This window comes from Chryseobacterium sp. CFS15 (genome assembly GCF_031118795.1).
GTDB lineage: Bacteria > Bacteroidota > Bacteroidia > Flavobacteriales > Weeksellaceae > Chryseobacterium > Chryseobacterium indoltheticum.
On record NZ_JAVHYL010000007.1, the window covers coordinates 213153 to 229476 of the forward strand.

Here is a 16324-nt window from a genome sequence, read left to right on the forward strand (position 1 = left end):
TTCTTACGCTCTTAAAGCAGCAATTTCGTCTCTAAGTTTTGCAGCTTTTATGAAATCTAGATTCTTTGCAGCAGCTTCCATCTCTTTTTGCTTCTGCCCAATCATTTTCTCGATATCTTCAGTTGCGTAAGATGCTTTTACTTCTGCAACTTTCTGAGTAATTTCTTTCTGAGTATATCTTTCATCAGGGAAATCTTTACTTCGTCCGACAAGGTTTTCTGAGATTTTCTTGTTCAATGCCATCGGAACTTTACCATGTTCTTCATTATACTGCATTTGTTTTGCACGACGATATTCGGTTTCATCTAAAGTTGCCTGCATTGATTTGGTGATTTTATCGGCATACATAATGGCTCTACCATTGATGTTTCTTGCTGCACGACCCACTGTTTGAATCATAGATCTTCTGCTTCTCAACATTCCCTCTTTATCGGCATCTAAAATAGCAACCAATGAAACTTCAGGTAAATCAAGACCTTCTCTCAATAAATTGACACCAATTAAGACATCAAAAACTCCAAGACGCAAATCCTGCATAATCTGAATACGCTCCAAAGTCTCAACATCCGAGTGAATATATCTCGTTCTGATTCCGAATTTTGTGAAATATTTTGTGAGTTCTTCCGCCATTTTCTTGGTTAAAGTGGTCACCAAAACTCTTTCGTCAATTTCAGCACGCTTATTTATTTCTTCCATTAAATCATCAATCTGATTTAAGGAAGGTCTTATTTCAATTATTGGATCTAAAAGTCCTGTCGGACGGATAATCTGTTCAATATATTCTCCACCGGTTTTTTCCAGTTCGTAATCTGCCGGGGTTGCCGAAACATAAATAACCTGATTTTGAATCGCCTCAAATTCTTCAAACTTTAAAGGTCTATTGTCCATCGCTGCGGGCAGTCGGAAACCATATTCCACCAAAGCTTCCTTTCGGCTTCTGTCACCACCATACATCGCATGAACCTGTGGAACCGTAACGTGGCTTTCATCAATTACCATTAAGAAATCTTTTGGAAAATAATCTAAAAGACAGAACGGGCGAGATCCCGGAAGCCTTCCGTCGAGATAACGTGAATAGTTTTCTATTCCTGAGCAATAACCGAGCTCTTTGATCATTTCAAGGTCTAGTTCTGTTCTTTCCTGTAGTCTTTTCGATTCTAAAGGCTTACCGATTTCGGAAAAGAAGTCGACCTGTTTTACCATATCATCCTGAATGTTTTTTATCGCACCATTCAATGTTTCTTTTGTGGTTACGAAAAGATTGGCAGGATAAATCTGAATCTGGTCAAAATTGGAAGTTACATTTCCGGAAACAGGATCAAAACTCTGAATTTTTTCGATTTCGTCCCCAAAAAACTGAACTCTTATTCCATTGTCTGCATACGCAGGAAATATATCGATGACATCCCCTTTTACACGAAACGTCCCACGCTGGAAGTCCGCCAACGTTCTTGAATACAACGCATTAACTAAAGAATGAAGTAACGCCGTTCGGGTAGTTTTTTCACCAATCTGAAGAGAAATTAAAGATTTATGGAACTCAGCAGGGTTTCCGACACCGTAAATACATGATACTGAGGCTACAATCAAAATATCTCTTCTTCCTGAAAGTAAACTTGCAATTGCCGAAAGACGTAATTTTTCTACCTCTTCGTTGATACTTAAATCTTTTTCTATGTAAGTTCCTGAACTTGCAATATAAGCTTCAGGTTGATAGTAATCATAGTAACTTACGAAATACTCCACAGCATTTTCAGGAAAAAATTCTTTAAATTCCATAAAAAGCTGAGCTGCCAGAGTCTTGTTGTGCGCTAAAACCAAAGTTGGTTTCTGAACATTGTTCACAACATTGGCAACGGTAAAAGTTTTACCGGAACCTGTTACACCAAGCAATGTTTGATATTTTTCGCCGATTTCTATTCCATCGGTCAATTTTTCAATTGCTTTGGGCTGATCTCCTGTAGGTTTATATTCTGATTGAAGTTTGAATTGCATGTAACAAATTTAGGAAATAAAAAAATGCGAAGATGAAGAGTGAAGTCATAAAATTATGATTTCTCAATTGAAGAAGCTTATTAAAAAATAACTATTCTGATAAATCATTAATGCATCAAAAAACCGCAAAGTATAATACTTTACGGTTGGTTGTAATATCACTAAGTGAGATTATTTATATTTATTGTGTTTTATCATTGGGCGCAAATTGCATTGCTAAAGGAATTTTATATCTATATCTTACGGCCAGTCCATCTTTTGTAGCGGGAGTCCATGTTACGTTTTCATTAGCCAATTTAGCTACTCTTATTGCCTCATTGTTGAATTTTTCGTTTTCACCGACTGCACTTATACCGCTTGCCTTCCCATTTTCATCGACTATAATAAAAACATCTCCTTTAATTATGCTATTTTGATGATCTAAAGTACTTGAATCAAAATTATAAGCCATTTTTTTCCTAAGTTCATTATTTCCTCCGGGATATTCAGCTGGCACCAAGTCTGCAGCAACTCCTTCCACTGCTGTCGAAATATCTTGAACAGGTTTTTCATCTAACTTACCATCTACGTTTTTTTTAATAGGAATTGTATCTTGTCCTATAGTGGAAGATCTTCCTTTAGAGCCCATAACTACACCTTCCCTTTCATTACTGTAATTGGTCATTAAATTGTCCTGGCCAGTTTCAGAGGGTGTCTTATTTATTACATTTTCCTTTTCCTGATTTAGGTTTTCAATACTTTCCTTTGCATATGTTTTTTCTGCAAAAACTATTGCTAAAACGGCAAATGCGGGAACTGCAAGATAATTTTTCATCTTCGCAAATTTTGAATTTTTATTGGTCATCATTATAAATCGTTTTTTTGTGTTATTAAAATTAAACTGATGTATCAATGCTAGATTCTGTTGTTTTAAAATCTCCTGCAGAATCAGTTCCTGATAACTTTTTATGTTTTTTTTCTTACGAATTACACGGTCATCAGCAATAAACTCATGATTATTAACCATCGCTTTCTTATAAAAATAAAGGAATGGATTAAGCCAAAAAACAGCTTTTAAAATCTCTACAAAAAGAATATCAGCAGAATATTTCTGTTTTACATGAATTTCTTCGTGCAGAAATACAGAGTCCTGAATCTTGGAATCTTTAAAATAAGTTTCAGAAAGATAAATTGTATTCCAAAAACTGAAAGGAGCGAGGTCTTGATTCAGCAGAAAAACAGTTCTGTTTTGATACCTAATTTTTCTTCCTTTTAATTTTTTGATTCTTATAACAGAATATCCAATTTTTAAAATTAAAATCCCTGAAACAATACAATATGCAATTAAAAGAGCCTGTGTATAATCAAAACTTTCTTGCTGAACAATTGGAGTTTGTAAAATAGGTTGTTGAATTTCCCCTACAAAAACAGTTTCCGGAATTTCTTTTTCAACCTGTTTTGTTTCTATTGTTGCAAATGGGATTGAAAATGAAAATAGTAAAGCTGAAATCAGGTAAAACCGATTGAAAATAAAAGTCCGTTCTTTTACCAGAACCAAATGATACAATGCGAGCAGAATTCCTGAGCACAGAATCATTTTTAAAACTATTGTTAACATGATTATTTTTTTATCTGTTGATCAATAATATCACGAAGTTCTTTCAATTGCTTTTGCGACAGTTTAGAATTTGAAGTAAAAAACGAAGCAAACTGCGTTACAGAGCTATTAAAAAAACGGTCAATCATAGAAGTCATTTCATCATTGAAATATTCTCCTTTTGCTACTTTTGGAAAATATTCTCGAGAATTTCCAAAAAGTTTAAAACCTACCAAATCTTTATTCTGCATTCTTTTAAGTACTGTTGCAACGGTAGTTGTTGCCGGTTTAGGATCAGGATAGGATTCTAAAATATCCTTCAAAAATGCTTTTTCTTTTTCCCAAAGAATTTCCATTACTATTTTTTCGGAATTCGTGAGTTTTATTTCATCCATATTCTACATAATTAAAATCTACTCTACAAATGTAGAATAAAATTTTAATTGTGCAACTTTTTTGTGGCATTATTTTTCCTCTCATCTCTGAACCACTAAATTTTAATTATGAAAAAACTACTATTACCCATTTTACTGGCATCCGCAACCACTATGATTTCTTGTCAGGGAAAAGGAAAGCCAAGCGAGCCTTCTGCAAAAGAAGAAAAACCAAATACCAGTTATAAGCCTGCATTTAAAGAACAAACACGTATTGCTCCAATAAAAACATCAACTCCATATAATGTTGAAGTTCTAACTAAAGACTTAGGTAAACCATGGGGAATCATTAATCTGCCTGACGGAAAATTCTTGATTACTGAAAAGTCAGGCTTTATCAATGTAGTTTCTACCGATGGAAAACAAATTTCTAAAATTGAAGGCTTTCCGAAGGTAGATTCAAAAGGACAAGGCGGAATGCTCGATGTTGCACTCGATCCTGATTTTAAAACCAATAATATTATCTATTTCAGTTATTCTGAACCTTATGAAGGGGGAAATCATACAGCCGTTGCCAAAGGAAAACTTTCTCCAGACTTGAAGAACATTTCAGAGGTAAAAGTGATTTTCCGTGCGACGCCAACTTATAATGGTGATAAACACTACGGAAGCCGATTGGTTTTTGATAAAGACGGAAATCTTTTTGTGAGCACCGGCGAAAGATCAGATAAGGAAACTCGTGTTTATGCTCAGAAAACCGATAATTATTTAGGTAAAATTTTAAAAATAACCAAAGACGGAAAACCCGCTCCGGGAAATCCTTTCATCGGTAAAACCGGTTACAAACCTGAAATTTATGCTTTCGGAATAAGAAATCCTCAAGGTTTAGCGATGGATGAAAAAGGCCAGCTTTGGGATATTGAAATGGGACCAAGAGGCGGAGATGAAATTAATTTAATTCAACCGGGGAAAAATTACGGTTGGGGTGATGTAACTTATGGAATTGAATATTCCGGAGATAAAATCAACAACGGAACGACGCAAAAAGAAGGAACCGAGCAGCCCGTTTATTATTGGGATCCTGTAGTTTCACCAAGTGGAGTAACTTTCTACACCGGAAATATTGACGAATGGAAAAATAATCTATTTATCGCCTGTTTGAGTGGTCAACACATCAACAGAATTGTGATGAAAGACAATAAAGTGGTTGGCGAAGAGCGTTTGCTTTTGGATCACAAAGAAAGATTCAGAGATGTTTTGAACGGTTCTGACGGTAATCTTTACGGAATTACCGACAGCGGAAAATTATATAAAATATCTAAGAAATAACTTTAAAAATAAAGAGTGCTGAAAGGACGATTTAACAAAGAATAGGATAAAATCCTATCAAAAAAACATTATTAAAAATGGTTTGGGCGCAAAATTGAAGATTTTGCGCCCAAACTTATCAATTATTCTAACAATTATTTTCTTAAGCCTCTTCTAAATGAACCGTAAAGTGTCTTAAAATTTCAGGTTCCCAAGTAATGTTATAACCTTTTGAGATTTCATTTCTTCTTTCGTAAACGTTTTTCACTGCAGCAGCGATGTAATCCATGTGATTATTGGTGTACGTTCTTCTAGGAATCGCCAAACGAACCAATTCCAGTTTCGGATAACGATTTTCTCTGGTTTCAGGATCTCTGTCTGCTAACAAAGTTCCGATTTCAACCGTTCTGATTCCTGCTTCTTTGTAGATCTCAAGGCCTAAAGTCTGTGCCGGATATTCTGCACGGGAAACATTTGGTAAGAAGTTCAACGAATCAATAAAAACCGCATGTCCGCCGATTGGCTTTTGTACAGGAATTCCGTATTCAATTAATTTATTTCCAAGATATTCTACCTGAGAAATTCTGCTTTCCAGATAAGCAAATTCAGTTGCTTCATCAAGACCAACAGCCAAAGCAGCCATATCTCTTCCTGCCATTCCACCATACGTGATGAATCCTTCATAAATAATTGTAAAGTTTGATGCTTTTCTGAAAACATCTTCATTATTTAAAGCAATAAATCCACCGATATTTACTAAACCGTCTTTTTTAGAACTCATCGTCATTCCTTCACCGTAAGAAAACATTTCTTTACAGATATCTTTAATGCTTCTGTTTTCCTGACCTGCTTCTCTTTTTTTGATGAAATAAGCATTTTCAGCAAATCTTGCTGAATCAAAAAATACTGGAATTCCGTATTGGTCTGAAAGCGCTTTTACCGCCTTCATGTTTTCAAGAGAAACTGGTTGACCTCCTGAAGAATTACAAGTAATAGTAACCAAACAGAAAGGAATTTGTTCTTTGGGATGAGATTTGTAAACTTCTTCTAATTTTTCAAGGTTGATATTTCCTTTGAAAGGATGAAGGTCATTAATGTCAAAAGCCTCATCAATCGTACAGTCGATTGCGTGTGCTTTTCTGATTTCGATGTGACCTTTTGTAGTGTCAAAATGTGAGTTTCCAGGAACCACATCACCATCTTTTACCAAAACCGAAAACAAAACATTTTCAGCAGCTCTTCCCTGATGTGTTGGCAATAGATATTTAAAACCTGTAATGCTTTGTACAGTATTGTGCAATTGCTCAAAGGAACGAGAACCGGCATAGCTTTCGTCTCCGGTCATCAAAGCGCCCCATTGTCTGTCTGACATTGCTCCAGTTCCGGAATCTGTCAAAAGATCGATATAAACCTGCGAAGATTTTAGATTAAATAAATTGAACTTAGCGTCTTTCAGCCATTGTTCTCTTTCTTCTCTTGTAGATTGACGGATTTCTTCCACCATTTTAATACGAAACGGTTCTGCATATGGTAATTCCATGTGATATTTTTTTAGATTTTATTAAAGAAAAATTAATTTGAAATTGATTTTCAAATCATCAGATGTATTTTTGATACTGTTTAAAATTTAACCATTAAGATTAAATTAAGATGTTGAGTTTAATTAAGAAAAACATTAAAAAATGTTATAAAGCGCTATGCTTTAACTTTTTGAAAGTGTCAAATTCTTAACGTTTAAAATCAGACAGTTTAAAGTGAGTAAAAGAAGTTTACTCGGGAGCTTTAAATATATTTTCATCTGAATGAAAACCTGCCACACCGCCGCTTACCGCAAATTTCATTGCCGTAGCTGCAGACATTCCTACAACAGGTTTTATATTTTTTTCTTCAGTTACAATCACCCAGCCAGAAATTGCATAAGAATGCGGAAGGTAAACTGCTACAAAATTATCTTTATGTACATCAGCCATCTCTCTTTGCGTAAGAAAACCAATTCTCCAAATTTCAGGATTTTCATTAGTTTTTACCCAGACCGGATCACTGAACTTTTTCTTATCTCCTACAAACGAAGACATTACATCTTTTGTAGGCGAATAAATATGCTTGATACCAGGCGTTTTTTCTAATAATCTATCGATAGAATCTACAAAGAATCTTCCGACCACAAATTTGTTACCCAGATAACCTAGTAATGCTGTAATAAGCAATGTTGAAATGAAAACCAACCCCGGAATTTGCCTTGCCACAGACGGAATAATATTGTCTATAGACGTAATAACAGACCAGATAACAAAAATGGTCAATCCGATGGGACCAATAATTAATAATCCCTGAAAAAAGTTTTTCAGGAAAAAATTAGTCAGATTTTCAAAAGTCGGCTTTTTCAATTTATTTTTATCCGTGTATAGTTTCTTTATTTCCGTAAGATTTTATAATGCCTGCTTCATATTCCAGCCATTCTTCCCATCTCTGGTTTACTTTTTCAGGGTCGCCAAGCTGTCTTGCAAACCCGATAAAGGTAGTGTAATGATTGGCTTCAGAAATCATCAATTCTTTATAGAAAGTTTTTAGTTCTTCGTCTTTTATATTTTCTGTTAAAACTTTAAATCTCTCACAACTTCTGGCTTCGATCATTGCTGCAAAAAGCATTTTATCGACAATTAAAGTATCTCTGTGCCCTCCTTTTTGAATAAAGCTGACCAATTCGTTGACGTAATCATCTTTTCTGGTTCGCCCAAAAGTGTAGCCCCGTTTTGTAATAATCTCAAGAACCTGCCCAAAATGTTCCAATTCTTCCTGAGCAATTGCTAAAAGTTCTTTTACAATATCCGGACGTTCCGGAAGCATTGTAATTAATCCAATCGCATTGGTAGCAGCTTTTTGTTCGCACCATGCATGATCGGTTAAAATTTCTTGAATGTTATCCTCCGCAATATTTGCCCACCTTGGATCGGTAGGAAGTTTCAATTTAAACATAATTTAAAAATTTCTGTAAATTTAAAATAAATTGCGATAAGAATTATCGTTTTGTTTCAAATTCCGTAGCTGATTTAGTTTGGAGAAGCGGTTTTCTTTCTTAAAACTTCTAAAACATTCCACCCAAAAGCATCAAATTTCTTTAAACCAGTTGCAATGATAAAAGCCAAAGCAACATTAATGATGTAAATAATGACCATTAAAACCCACCAAGGCATCAATTCTTTCATCGGAACAACAAGAAAATAAACCAATGAAGAGCTAATTCCCTGACCAAAATAAAAGAAGATTGCGTTTTTACCAATATGCGTTACAAAATTTTCTTTTGTAATTTTTAATCTGTTGTACAAAACGAACAAAGTCGTCAGAGAAAAGAAAGTCCAGATAATATATGGCGTTTGCGGCGGAAACTTTTGCTTATTGATTTTAAAAAATATTTCGTTTCCAAAGTACCAAAACATCCAAACTAACGCCAAGGCCACCAATCCGTAAAGAACAGGAATCATTTTTGTCGGTATTTTTTTACCTCTCATTCTGTTTCCGACAAGGAAAACTGTCATATAAAAAGCAACATATCCTACTTGCCCACTTGGATAAATTTCCGGGAAAATATTAAATATTAAAGTTAACGCAATGCAAAGTCCGATAAACCAATTGACATGTTTGGGGAAAAATTTTAAAATTAAAACTCCAAAAACGGTTAAAATAAAATAGACTTTAAGATACCAAAAACTTCCCATCACAACAGGGAAAGTATCGGCATTGCTGTATTCGTGAAGATACCAATTCCCTAAATTCTGCCATTGCGGAGCTGTTGAAATACTTGTTGCCGAATACTTTGAGCCAAATGTTGAGTAAAAACTTTGCAGCCATTCGAGCGAGAAAAAGGTGAGCCCGAATATTTTGAAAAAATAATCTAAAAAGAACAAAAGGGTTACAAAAATCATGTACGTTATCTGCAATTTTAGTAAACGGTAAAGCGTTTTCTCGATATTATTTCCCGAGGTAATCCCGCTTAAAGCATAAAAAAGTGCAACATCAAAAACCAAAGAAAACACCCGGATTTCCGGAATGATGTAAAACTGCCCCGACCAAAATGCCGTGTGAATAAATATAATGGAAAGTGTGGCTAAACCTTTCGCAAAATCAATGTAGAGATCTCTGTTCATCTAAATGTGGATTATTTTTCAAAAGTAATTAAACTTTATCAATATTCTATACAAAGAAAAAGAGGCAAGAACAATGTCTTACCTCTCATTAAAAATATTAAAATAAATGCTTATTTAAGTTCTTTAAACTCTTCAGCAGAAATTTCTCCTGACTGAATTTTTTTCAGCTCATCAAGATATTGGCTCATGTAAGCATCCAACTCAGGATATTTTGAGTTTTTTGCCATTTTGTAAGTTCCGTTTAAAACTCCCTGATAATAATAAAAGAAGTTGTAATCAAAATCTGCTGCAGAAAGGTCGTACTGTCCTAAAAGAAAACCTAAACGTACTGCAGATCTCCTTTGAGGCGGCGTTCCGTGATGTCCTGCACTGGTTGTCTGATAATCGCCAATACTTTGGGCAAACTCATATGCTGCTGCAATCTGGGCAAATGATGTTTGATTGTATCCATTGGGTCTTCTTAAATAATATCCTGCAAAACCGTCTGCTTCCAACTCGTTTGGTCTCGCCGTGGATTCGCTTACAGAAGGAAGTCCGAAAATATACTGCAACTGGTGACCATATTCATGAGCCAGAATCATTGCATTAACAATATTTCCGCCTTTGTTTTTTGCATCGGCATAAATTGCATATCCATAATAGATCTTTCCAGTGGAATACGAAATCGCATTATACGTAGAATTTGGACTGGACGGATCATTTACGAAACGTAATGTCGGATTACTCCTTCCCCATAAACTGGCGATTTTTGTCATCTGAGCATTCATAAAACTCGTGTCTGTAGAGCTCGGTAATGATGTCGTTAATACGGCACTTGAGCTCCAGTACTGGTCTACATAATAACAGATTTTTTCGAGATCGCCTGGTTGCTCAGGTTTTAAGTTTTCTTTTTGAGTTTCAGATACAGGAGTTTCCATTGTATCGTCGTTACATGCTGATAATGAGAATACAGCAAATGCTCCTGCTAGTAAGCAGAAATTAAAGTTTCTTTTCATATTGAAATATTTTGGTGAAAGCGAAGATATACAATAATGTGAAATAATTCACTAATTCATACCGAAAAAAAGCTATGCTATGCAGGTCGAAAATATTTTTTACTATTTGATAAAGATGCAGTTGTGTTTAAGCATCAAAAAATAAAGTACCAAAACCAAAAAATATGCACCTTTTTGGAAGGGTATAAAAACTCTTTGCTAAAGAGGCTTTATGAATAAGATCTGATGTGGAAATATTGCTCAATTTGTGGTAAAAATCATTGTAAAGAACTCACTTCATCTAAATGTGGAATATTTTTTAAAAGTAAGAATAAAACAAAAGCAATTTAATTTCTATATTTGAAACAACCAATCATAAAAATATGAAACTTAAATACGCTCTTATTTTGGCTATTTTTGCCATTCTCAATTTGTCTGCGCAAGGAAATCGTTTCACTTATGAATATCAGTTCAGAATTGACTCCACGAAAACAGACAGCCTGAAAAAAGAATTTGTGAATTTGGATATTTTCCCGACCAAATCTTACTTTTATGGTCAGGCTAAATTTGCGAGTGATTCTATCACGAACAATTCGATCATTGAGCAAAGAAAGTCTACTCCGAATAGTTTAAGCTATTCTTCCACCACAGAAGATTGGAATACCTCTTATTTAATAGAAAAGTCATATCCGAGTTTTAAAACTAATTGGTTTACAAATATTGAGCAGACCAATATGATCGTAGAGGAAACTCCTGTGATAAAATGGCAGATTCTTCCAGAAACACAAAAAATTGAAAACTACAATTGTCAGAAAGCGACAGCAAATTTTGGAGGAAGAATTTGGGAAGCATGGTTTTCAAAAGATCTGACTTTTCCCGACGGACCTTACAAGTTTCACGGTTTGCCCGGTTTGATTGTGAAATTAGAAGATAAAACCAAGTCACATCAGTTTTTATTAAAAGGAAACAAGAAACTGGAAGCTGAAGATCATTCTTGGGATTATATTTTAGCACTTCAAAAAGAAGCTAAACATGAATTTGAAGGAGTAAAAGTAAATCCGGCTCAATACAAAAAGTTATTTATGACGTACAAAAATGATCCTGCAAAAGATATTAAACTCGATTTGGCGAATCCTAATCATTCGATGACCGTTACTACAGGAGAAGGTAAAAAATTAACCAACAACGCAGAAATCATAAAGTTTTTCGAAGAATTATCAGCCAGGAAATATAAATCGAACAATAATCAGCTGGAATTAAATCTACACCGAAAGTAGAAAATTTCTCAAAATCATATTGTTACTAAAAAAATAATCAGTACATTTGCACCTCGAATTAACTAAAAATTTATAGACAATGTTTGCAATTGTAGAAATAGCAGGGCTTCAATATAAAGTTGAGCAAGACCAGAAGTTGTTTGTGAACCGTTTGAAAGGAGATAAAGGAGGAAAAGTATCTTTCGATAAAATCTTACTTACTGTAAACGGAGCAATCACTGTAGGCGCCCCAGCTGTAAGCGGTATCACTGTAGAGGCAGAGATCCTTGACCACGTAAAAGCTGATAAAGTAATCATCTTCAAGAAGAAAAGAAGAAAAGGTTATGAAGTTAAAAACGGTCACAGACAATCTTTAACTCAAATCAAAATCACTGGAATCACAGGATTTGAAGGAAAAAAAGCAGAGAAGCCTGCTAAAAAAACAACTAAAAAAGCTGACGCTGAAAGCGCAGAATAATTGTTTAACCAAAAAACCTTAAAATAAAATGGCACATAAGAAAGGAGTTGGTAGTTCCAAAAACGGTAGAGAATCTCATTCTAAAAGATTAGGTGTGAAGATTTTCGGTGGACAAGACGCTATTGCTGGTAACATTATTATCAGACAAAGAGGTACTCAACATCACCCAGGTGAAAATGTTGGTATGGGTAAAGATCACACTTTGCACGCTCTTGTTGACGGTAAAGTTGTTTTCAGAAAGAAAGCAAACAACAGATCATTCGTATCTATTGAACCAAACGCATAATTAAATTAGCGTTTTATAAAATAAAATCCTCAGCATTTTTGTTGAGGATTTTTTGCGCTTAAAATTAAATTATTAAAATCATTAAAAATATCTCCCCGGTTATAGAATTTTTTTATATTTGTTATAACCAAATAAAACTGCGATAGCCGAAAAGCATATAGAGTAGGCAACAAATTAAAACAAAATTCTATGAAAAATCTGAAAAAACTATCAAAAAAACAACTTAAATCAATTGAGGGTGGTGCAGCCTTTTGCCCACCTCCAGCAACTACATGTGCAGAATGGGCTACATGGACACCAAGACAACAACAAATATGTCAAAACTGGATTCTAGATCCAGATCCATGTTAATTGTACTAGTTGCAGTATAAAAAATAATCCTCAGCATTTTTGTTGAGGATTTTTATACTTATAATTTGAGCTTCTTTTTTTTCTCTCAAATAATTGAAGAAAAAACGTTCTACAGATTTACTTAATAAATAATATTGTTAAAATTAAAATCCAAACTGAAAACCAGCCTTAATTCCAAATTTGGAAACATCCGGACGGTCAAGATAATTTCCTCTCCAGTTGAAGTCTACACGGAAAATTCTGATGTTTCCGAAACCTATATTTTCAAGCCCAAATCCGTATTCATAATATATTTGCTGATCGGGTGCAGAATATTTTAAATTATCAACATTGATATTTTTTGAAGCATCGCTTAATGATCCGTAAGCACCTCTGATGAACGCAACTTCTCTTAACTTCAATTTTTTAATAAGTGGAATATAAGAAAGTATTTTACCATTGAAATGATGTTCTATATGAAGCGTAGAATAGGTATCTGCAACAAACTCATAGTAATTTAACTGAGCAAACGTATTCGGAACAATTCCGTACGACTGGTTTCCAGGAATAATATTCTGCAGTGCCAAAGGAACGGTATCAAAGTTTTTTCCGGCTTCAAAATTCAGCAATGTTTTTCCCCAACTTCCCAAAAGAATCGGCTTGTAAAACATAAACTGCAATTTGTTATAATTAAAATCCGCATTAAACAACCCTTCAATACCACGTGTATATTTTAAAACAATGGTCGGAGCCAAAGTTCCATGCTCATATCGGTCAACTCCGGTTTGAGAAAAAGTAGCGCCCGGTCTTGCAATCAAACTAATCGTAACATGCGAATCATTGGTCGTCTTTCTTAAGTCACCATTTCTGAAATACATCAAACTAAAACCTGAAGGATTGGCAGATTTAATGCTTTGCATCGTCCCGTCAACTCTTACCTGAAAGTTTTTCCAAGGCTCAATAGAAGTAAAAACACTCGTTTGATTGACCGAACTTAAAGAAGCATTTTCTCCTCTGGCAAAAACTGTCGAAGAAGCAAATGAACGCGACAGAATACCGTCTTCTGTTGTAAGCTGCACACCCAATTGTGTAATATCTCTTTTGGTTCCGGCTCCCACCATAAAACGATTGACTCTATTGAACATATATCGACCTTCAACCCCATATTTGAATTGTTGGTCTTTAAAACCATAGGCATTATAAAACTCAACTCTCCAAGGGTCATTTTGCGTAAAATAGGTTCTCGCCCCCAATCTTATTCTATCACCTTCCACTTCATTTTTCCCGTAGACTGAGGTTATCGGACCTAAATCGATGCCTTTAGTAACATTATAATATCGAGAAGCAAGCGTTTCTGTAAGTTTAAGAATTCTATTGAATTTTGGAGTCTGTTGTAATCTGTCAAGCATTTCGTAGACCCCTTTTTCTTCTTTTGATAGAGAGTCTGGCCTTGCTTTCACCCAAAAAGCATCATCCTTGTCTACAAAGCGATCGTCATATTCTTCTTTTCTCCTTGTGAAAACAGTATCTGCTAGAGGTTTATTAAAATCATAATCAGAATAATCTACAGACCGTTTTGCAATAATGCTTTTTGCTGTCTTCTTTTTGGAAAAAGGGGTCATTTCAATTTCTGTGACGTATTTTTTTGGCAAAAATGTTTCATCATCAGGATTGTCATATTCTAATTCTGTAGAAATAGCGTTGATGAAATTGACATTAATTTTATTTGTAGACTTTAAAGTAGCTTCTAAAACCGCATAAGAATCGGTGTCGATATAAAGATATCCTTGGAAAGCCAAAACCTCAGATCTTCTAGGCTGATAACGTATTTTATACGCCTGTTCTCCCCGAATGGAGACTGTATCAGTCAAATTATAATCATATGTGCTAAAACCATCCGTTCCTACTGGGCTCGGAAACCCGATATCAAAATAATTTAAGGTATTATCATAAATATTGATGTCACGGTAAAGGTTTTTAGCGGTAATTGCAATCACCTGATTATCCTGAAATCCAGATGTTTTCTGAGCAACTAAAAGCTTTTTAGTCTTTTTATTGGGTTTGTTTTCCCCGAAATGGTTGTAGATTGATTCATTTAAGAAAATAGGCAATGCCATTTTTCCTCTTGCAGTAGAATCGGCGTAATCAAAAATAAAGTCTAATTTATTGAAGATTTTCCTGTTCATAAAAGCACTGTCGAGATTATTGGCATCAAACTGAATCTTTTCGTATTCTTTATACGTGTAGGTATCAAATTTATCAAGACCATTATTTCTCTTGCGCTTCCACACTTCCTGCATAATTCTGTATGCCGGATTTTCTTTTTTATTTTTAAATTTTGTTTTCTCGTTGTGAATAACAACTTCTTCAATGCTGCTTACTTTTTCAGACGACAGTTTAATAAGAAGATTATTGCTGCTGTCGGGAGTAATATCTACACTTTCCAACGCATAGTTTTTTTTCTGAAATCTTAATTTGTAAATAATACTGTCAGATTGTATAGTAAAGCTTCCTGAAGCAGTGGTAAGAACAGGCGTATCGCTTTCATTAATGAAAACCTCAACAGCACTGACCTCTTTATTGGTTTTAGCATCTACAATCTTTCCGCTTGCTGTGTTTTGAGCATGAAAAAGACTGGTTATAAAAAGGGATATATATAGGAAACCGTATTTTAATTGATTGGTTGACATCATTCGTATCTTCGAGCAATAGCTTAAACAAAAACTATGCTGTTTTATTATTAAATTTTAAAAGTTTTTTACAGACTTTGATGTTTATCTGTAAACCTGCAAATGTAACGAAAATAAAGCTATGAATATTGCGCTCAGAGAAAGCTTAAAGCTGATATTTAATAAAAAACAAAAGTTATATTTTGAGAGGAAATAAAATAAAAAAAAGACCCACATTTCTGTAAGTCTTTTTGCTCCTCCTGCTGGGCTCGAACCAGCGACCCTCTGATTAATCCCGAAGATTCGGGACTCTAACCAACTGAGCTAAAATTCCAGACAGTTGGTGATTTTCATCACAAAGCATCTCTATAAATTTCCTTGATTTTTGTCTCTTAATAAACCTTTCGACAGCAATGACATTAGCTTTATCTTCCGAAACCTCAAAAAGAGCAACTATTTTCCACGGACGGAATTTTCGAGTGAATGTATTAAAGCTTTCTTGCTGATTATGTTTCAAAAGTCTTTCATTCGGAAATTGTGAATATCTGATGTAATATTTATCTGCTGATTCTGAAAACAAAATGTAAATATAATACATAAAAAAACCGTAATCTAAGTGACTACGGTTTGCTCCTCCTGCTGGGCTCGAACCAGCGACCCTCTGATTAATCCCGAAGGTTCGGGACTCTAACCAACTGAGCTAAAATTCCAGACAGTTGGTGATTTTCATCACAAAGCATCTCTATAAATTTCCTTGATTTTTGTCTTTTAATAAACCTTTCGACAGCAATGACATTAGCTTTATCTTCCGAAACCTCAAAAAGAGTAACTATTTTCCACGGACGAAATTTTCGAGTGAATGTATTAAAGTTTTCCTGCCGATTATGTTTCAAAAGTCTTTCATTCGGAAATTGTGAATATCCGACGTAGTAT

Annotated in this window: 16 protein-coding genes; 5 read left to right on the top strand and 11 right to left on the bottom strand. The window is 34.6% G+C overall.

Annotated elements, in window-relative coordinates:
• Nucleotides 1-3: 3 nt before the first annotated feature.
• From uvrB to OH814_RS13160, 3 genes are all read right to left on the bottom strand, one after another.
• Nucleotides 4-1995, bottom strand: coding sequence for an excinuclease ABC subunit UvrB (uvrB, locus tag OH814_RS13150; protein WP_076561505.1), 1992 nt, complete (start codon nt 1993-1995; stop codon nt 4-6).
• A gap of 181 nt (nt 1996-2176) precedes the next feature.
• Nucleotides 2177-3592, bottom strand: a complete 1416-nt coding sequence (locus OH814_RS13155; protein ID WP_308828458.1) for a M56 family metallopeptidase — start codon at nt 3590-3592, stop codon at nt 2177-2179.
• 2 nt (nt 3593-3594) lie between these two features.
• Nucleotides 3595-3966, bottom strand: a complete 372-nt coding sequence (locus tag OH814_RS13160; protein WP_201132989.1) for a BlaI/MecI/CopY family transcriptional regulator — start codon at nt 3964-3966, stop codon at nt 3595-3597.
• 108 nt (nt 3967-4074) lie between these two features.
• On the opposite strand from OH814_RS13160, the gene OH814_RS13165 reads away from it, so the two are divergent.
• Nucleotides 4075-5274 carry a PQQ-dependent sugar dehydrogenase gene (locus OH814_RS13165; RefSeq protein WP_374990574.1) on the top strand — a complete coding sequence of 400 codons (1200 nt, stop codon included), beginning with the start codon at nt 4075-4077 and terminating at the stop codon, nt 5272-5274.
• A 142-nt stretch (nt 5275-5416) separates the two neighbouring features.
• On the opposite strand, the gene OH814_RS13170 is transcribed toward OH814_RS13165, so the two are convergent.
• The 5 genes from OH814_RS13170 to OH814_RS13190 all read right to left on the bottom strand — a co-directional run bounded on the left by OH814_RS13170 (nt 5417) and on the right by OH814_RS13190 (nt 10393).
• The gene (locus tag OH814_RS13170; RefSeq protein ID WP_279196974.1) at nt 5417-6793 is read right to left on the bottom strand and encodes a tryptophanase; all 1377 of its coding nucleotides are present in this window, start codon (nt 6791-6793) and stop codon (nt 5417-5419) included.
• A gap of 229 nt (nt 6794-7022) precedes the next feature.
• The gene (locus tag OH814_RS13175; RefSeq protein ID WP_076561500.1) at nt 7023-7640 is read right to left on the bottom strand and encodes a DUF502 domain-containing protein; all 618 of its coding nucleotides are present in this window, start codon (nt 7638-7640) and stop codon (nt 7023-7025) included.
• Between the two features lie 7 nt (nt 7641-7647).
• Nucleotides 7648-8229 carry a tRNA-(ms[2]io[6]A)-hydroxylase gene (locus OH814_RS13180; RefSeq protein WP_308828459.1) on the bottom strand — a complete coding sequence of 194 codons (582 nt, stop codon included), beginning with the start codon at nt 8227-8229 and terminating at the stop codon, nt 7648-7650.
• 74 nt (nt 8230-8303) lie between these two features.
• The gene (locus tag OH814_RS13185) at nt 8304-9398 is read right to left on the bottom strand and encodes an acyltransferase family protein (RefSeq protein ID WP_308828460.1); all 1095 of its coding nucleotides are present in this window, start codon (nt 9396-9398) and stop codon (nt 8304-8306) included.
• Nucleotides 9399-9508: 110 nt separating this feature from the next.
• On the bottom strand, nt 9509-10393 hold the full coding sequence (locus tag OH814_RS13190; RefSeq protein WP_308828461.1) for a metalloprotease: 885 nt from the start codon (nt 10391-10393) through the stop codon (nt 9509-9511).
• A gap of 362 nt (nt 10394-10755) precedes the next feature.
• On the opposite strand from OH814_RS13190, the gene OH814_RS13195 reads away from it, so the two are divergent.
• The 4 genes from OH814_RS13195 to OH814_RS13210 all read left to right on the top strand — a co-directional run bounded on the left by OH814_RS13195 (nt 10756) and on the right by OH814_RS13210 (nt 12743).
• A complete protein-coding gene (locus tag OH814_RS13195) occupies nt 10756-11649 on the top strand; it encodes a GLPGLI family protein (protein WP_308828462.1) in 894 nt (297 codons plus the stop codon).
• Between the two features lie 79 nt (nt 11650-11728).
• Complete coding sequence (gene rplU / locus OH814_RS13200) at nt 11729-12106, top strand: 50S ribosomal protein L21 (protein WP_076561496.1); 378 nt, start codon at nt 11729-11731, stop codon at nt 12104-12106.
• Between the two features lie 28 nt (nt 12107-12134).
• Nucleotides 12135-12392: a 50S ribosomal protein L27 gene (gene rpmA / locus OH814_RS13205; RefSeq protein ID WP_028121647.1), complete on the top strand. Its 258-nt coding sequence runs from the start codon at nt 12135-12137 to the stop codon at nt 12390-12392.
• A gap of 189 nt (nt 12393-12581) precedes the next feature.
• On the top strand, nt 12582-12743 hold the full coding sequence (locus OH814_RS13210; protein ID WP_308828463.1) for a bacteriocin: 162 nt from the start codon (nt 12582-12584) through the stop codon (nt 12741-12743).
• Between the two features lie 143 nt (nt 12744-12886).
• Here the strand turns inward: OH814_RS13210 and OH814_RS13215 are convergent, their stop codons facing one another.
• From OH814_RS13215 to OH814_RS13225, 3 genes are all read right to left on the bottom strand, one after another.
• Entirely contained in the window at nt 12887-15412 is a 2526-nt protein-coding gene (locus tag OH814_RS13215; RefSeq protein ID WP_308828464.1) for a DUF5686 family protein, read from the bottom strand.
• Nucleotides 15413-15680: 268 nt separating this feature from the next.
• Nucleotides 15681-15989, bottom strand: a complete 309-nt coding sequence (locus tag OH814_RS13220) for a GIY-YIG nuclease family protein (protein WP_308828465.1) — start codon at nt 15987-15989, stop codon at nt 15681-15683.
• Nucleotides 15990-16056: 67 nt separating this feature from the next.
• A partial coding sequence (locus OH814_RS13225) for a GIY-YIG nuclease family protein (protein WP_308828466.1) occupies nt 16057-16324 on the bottom strand: 268 nt, incomplete at its 5' end.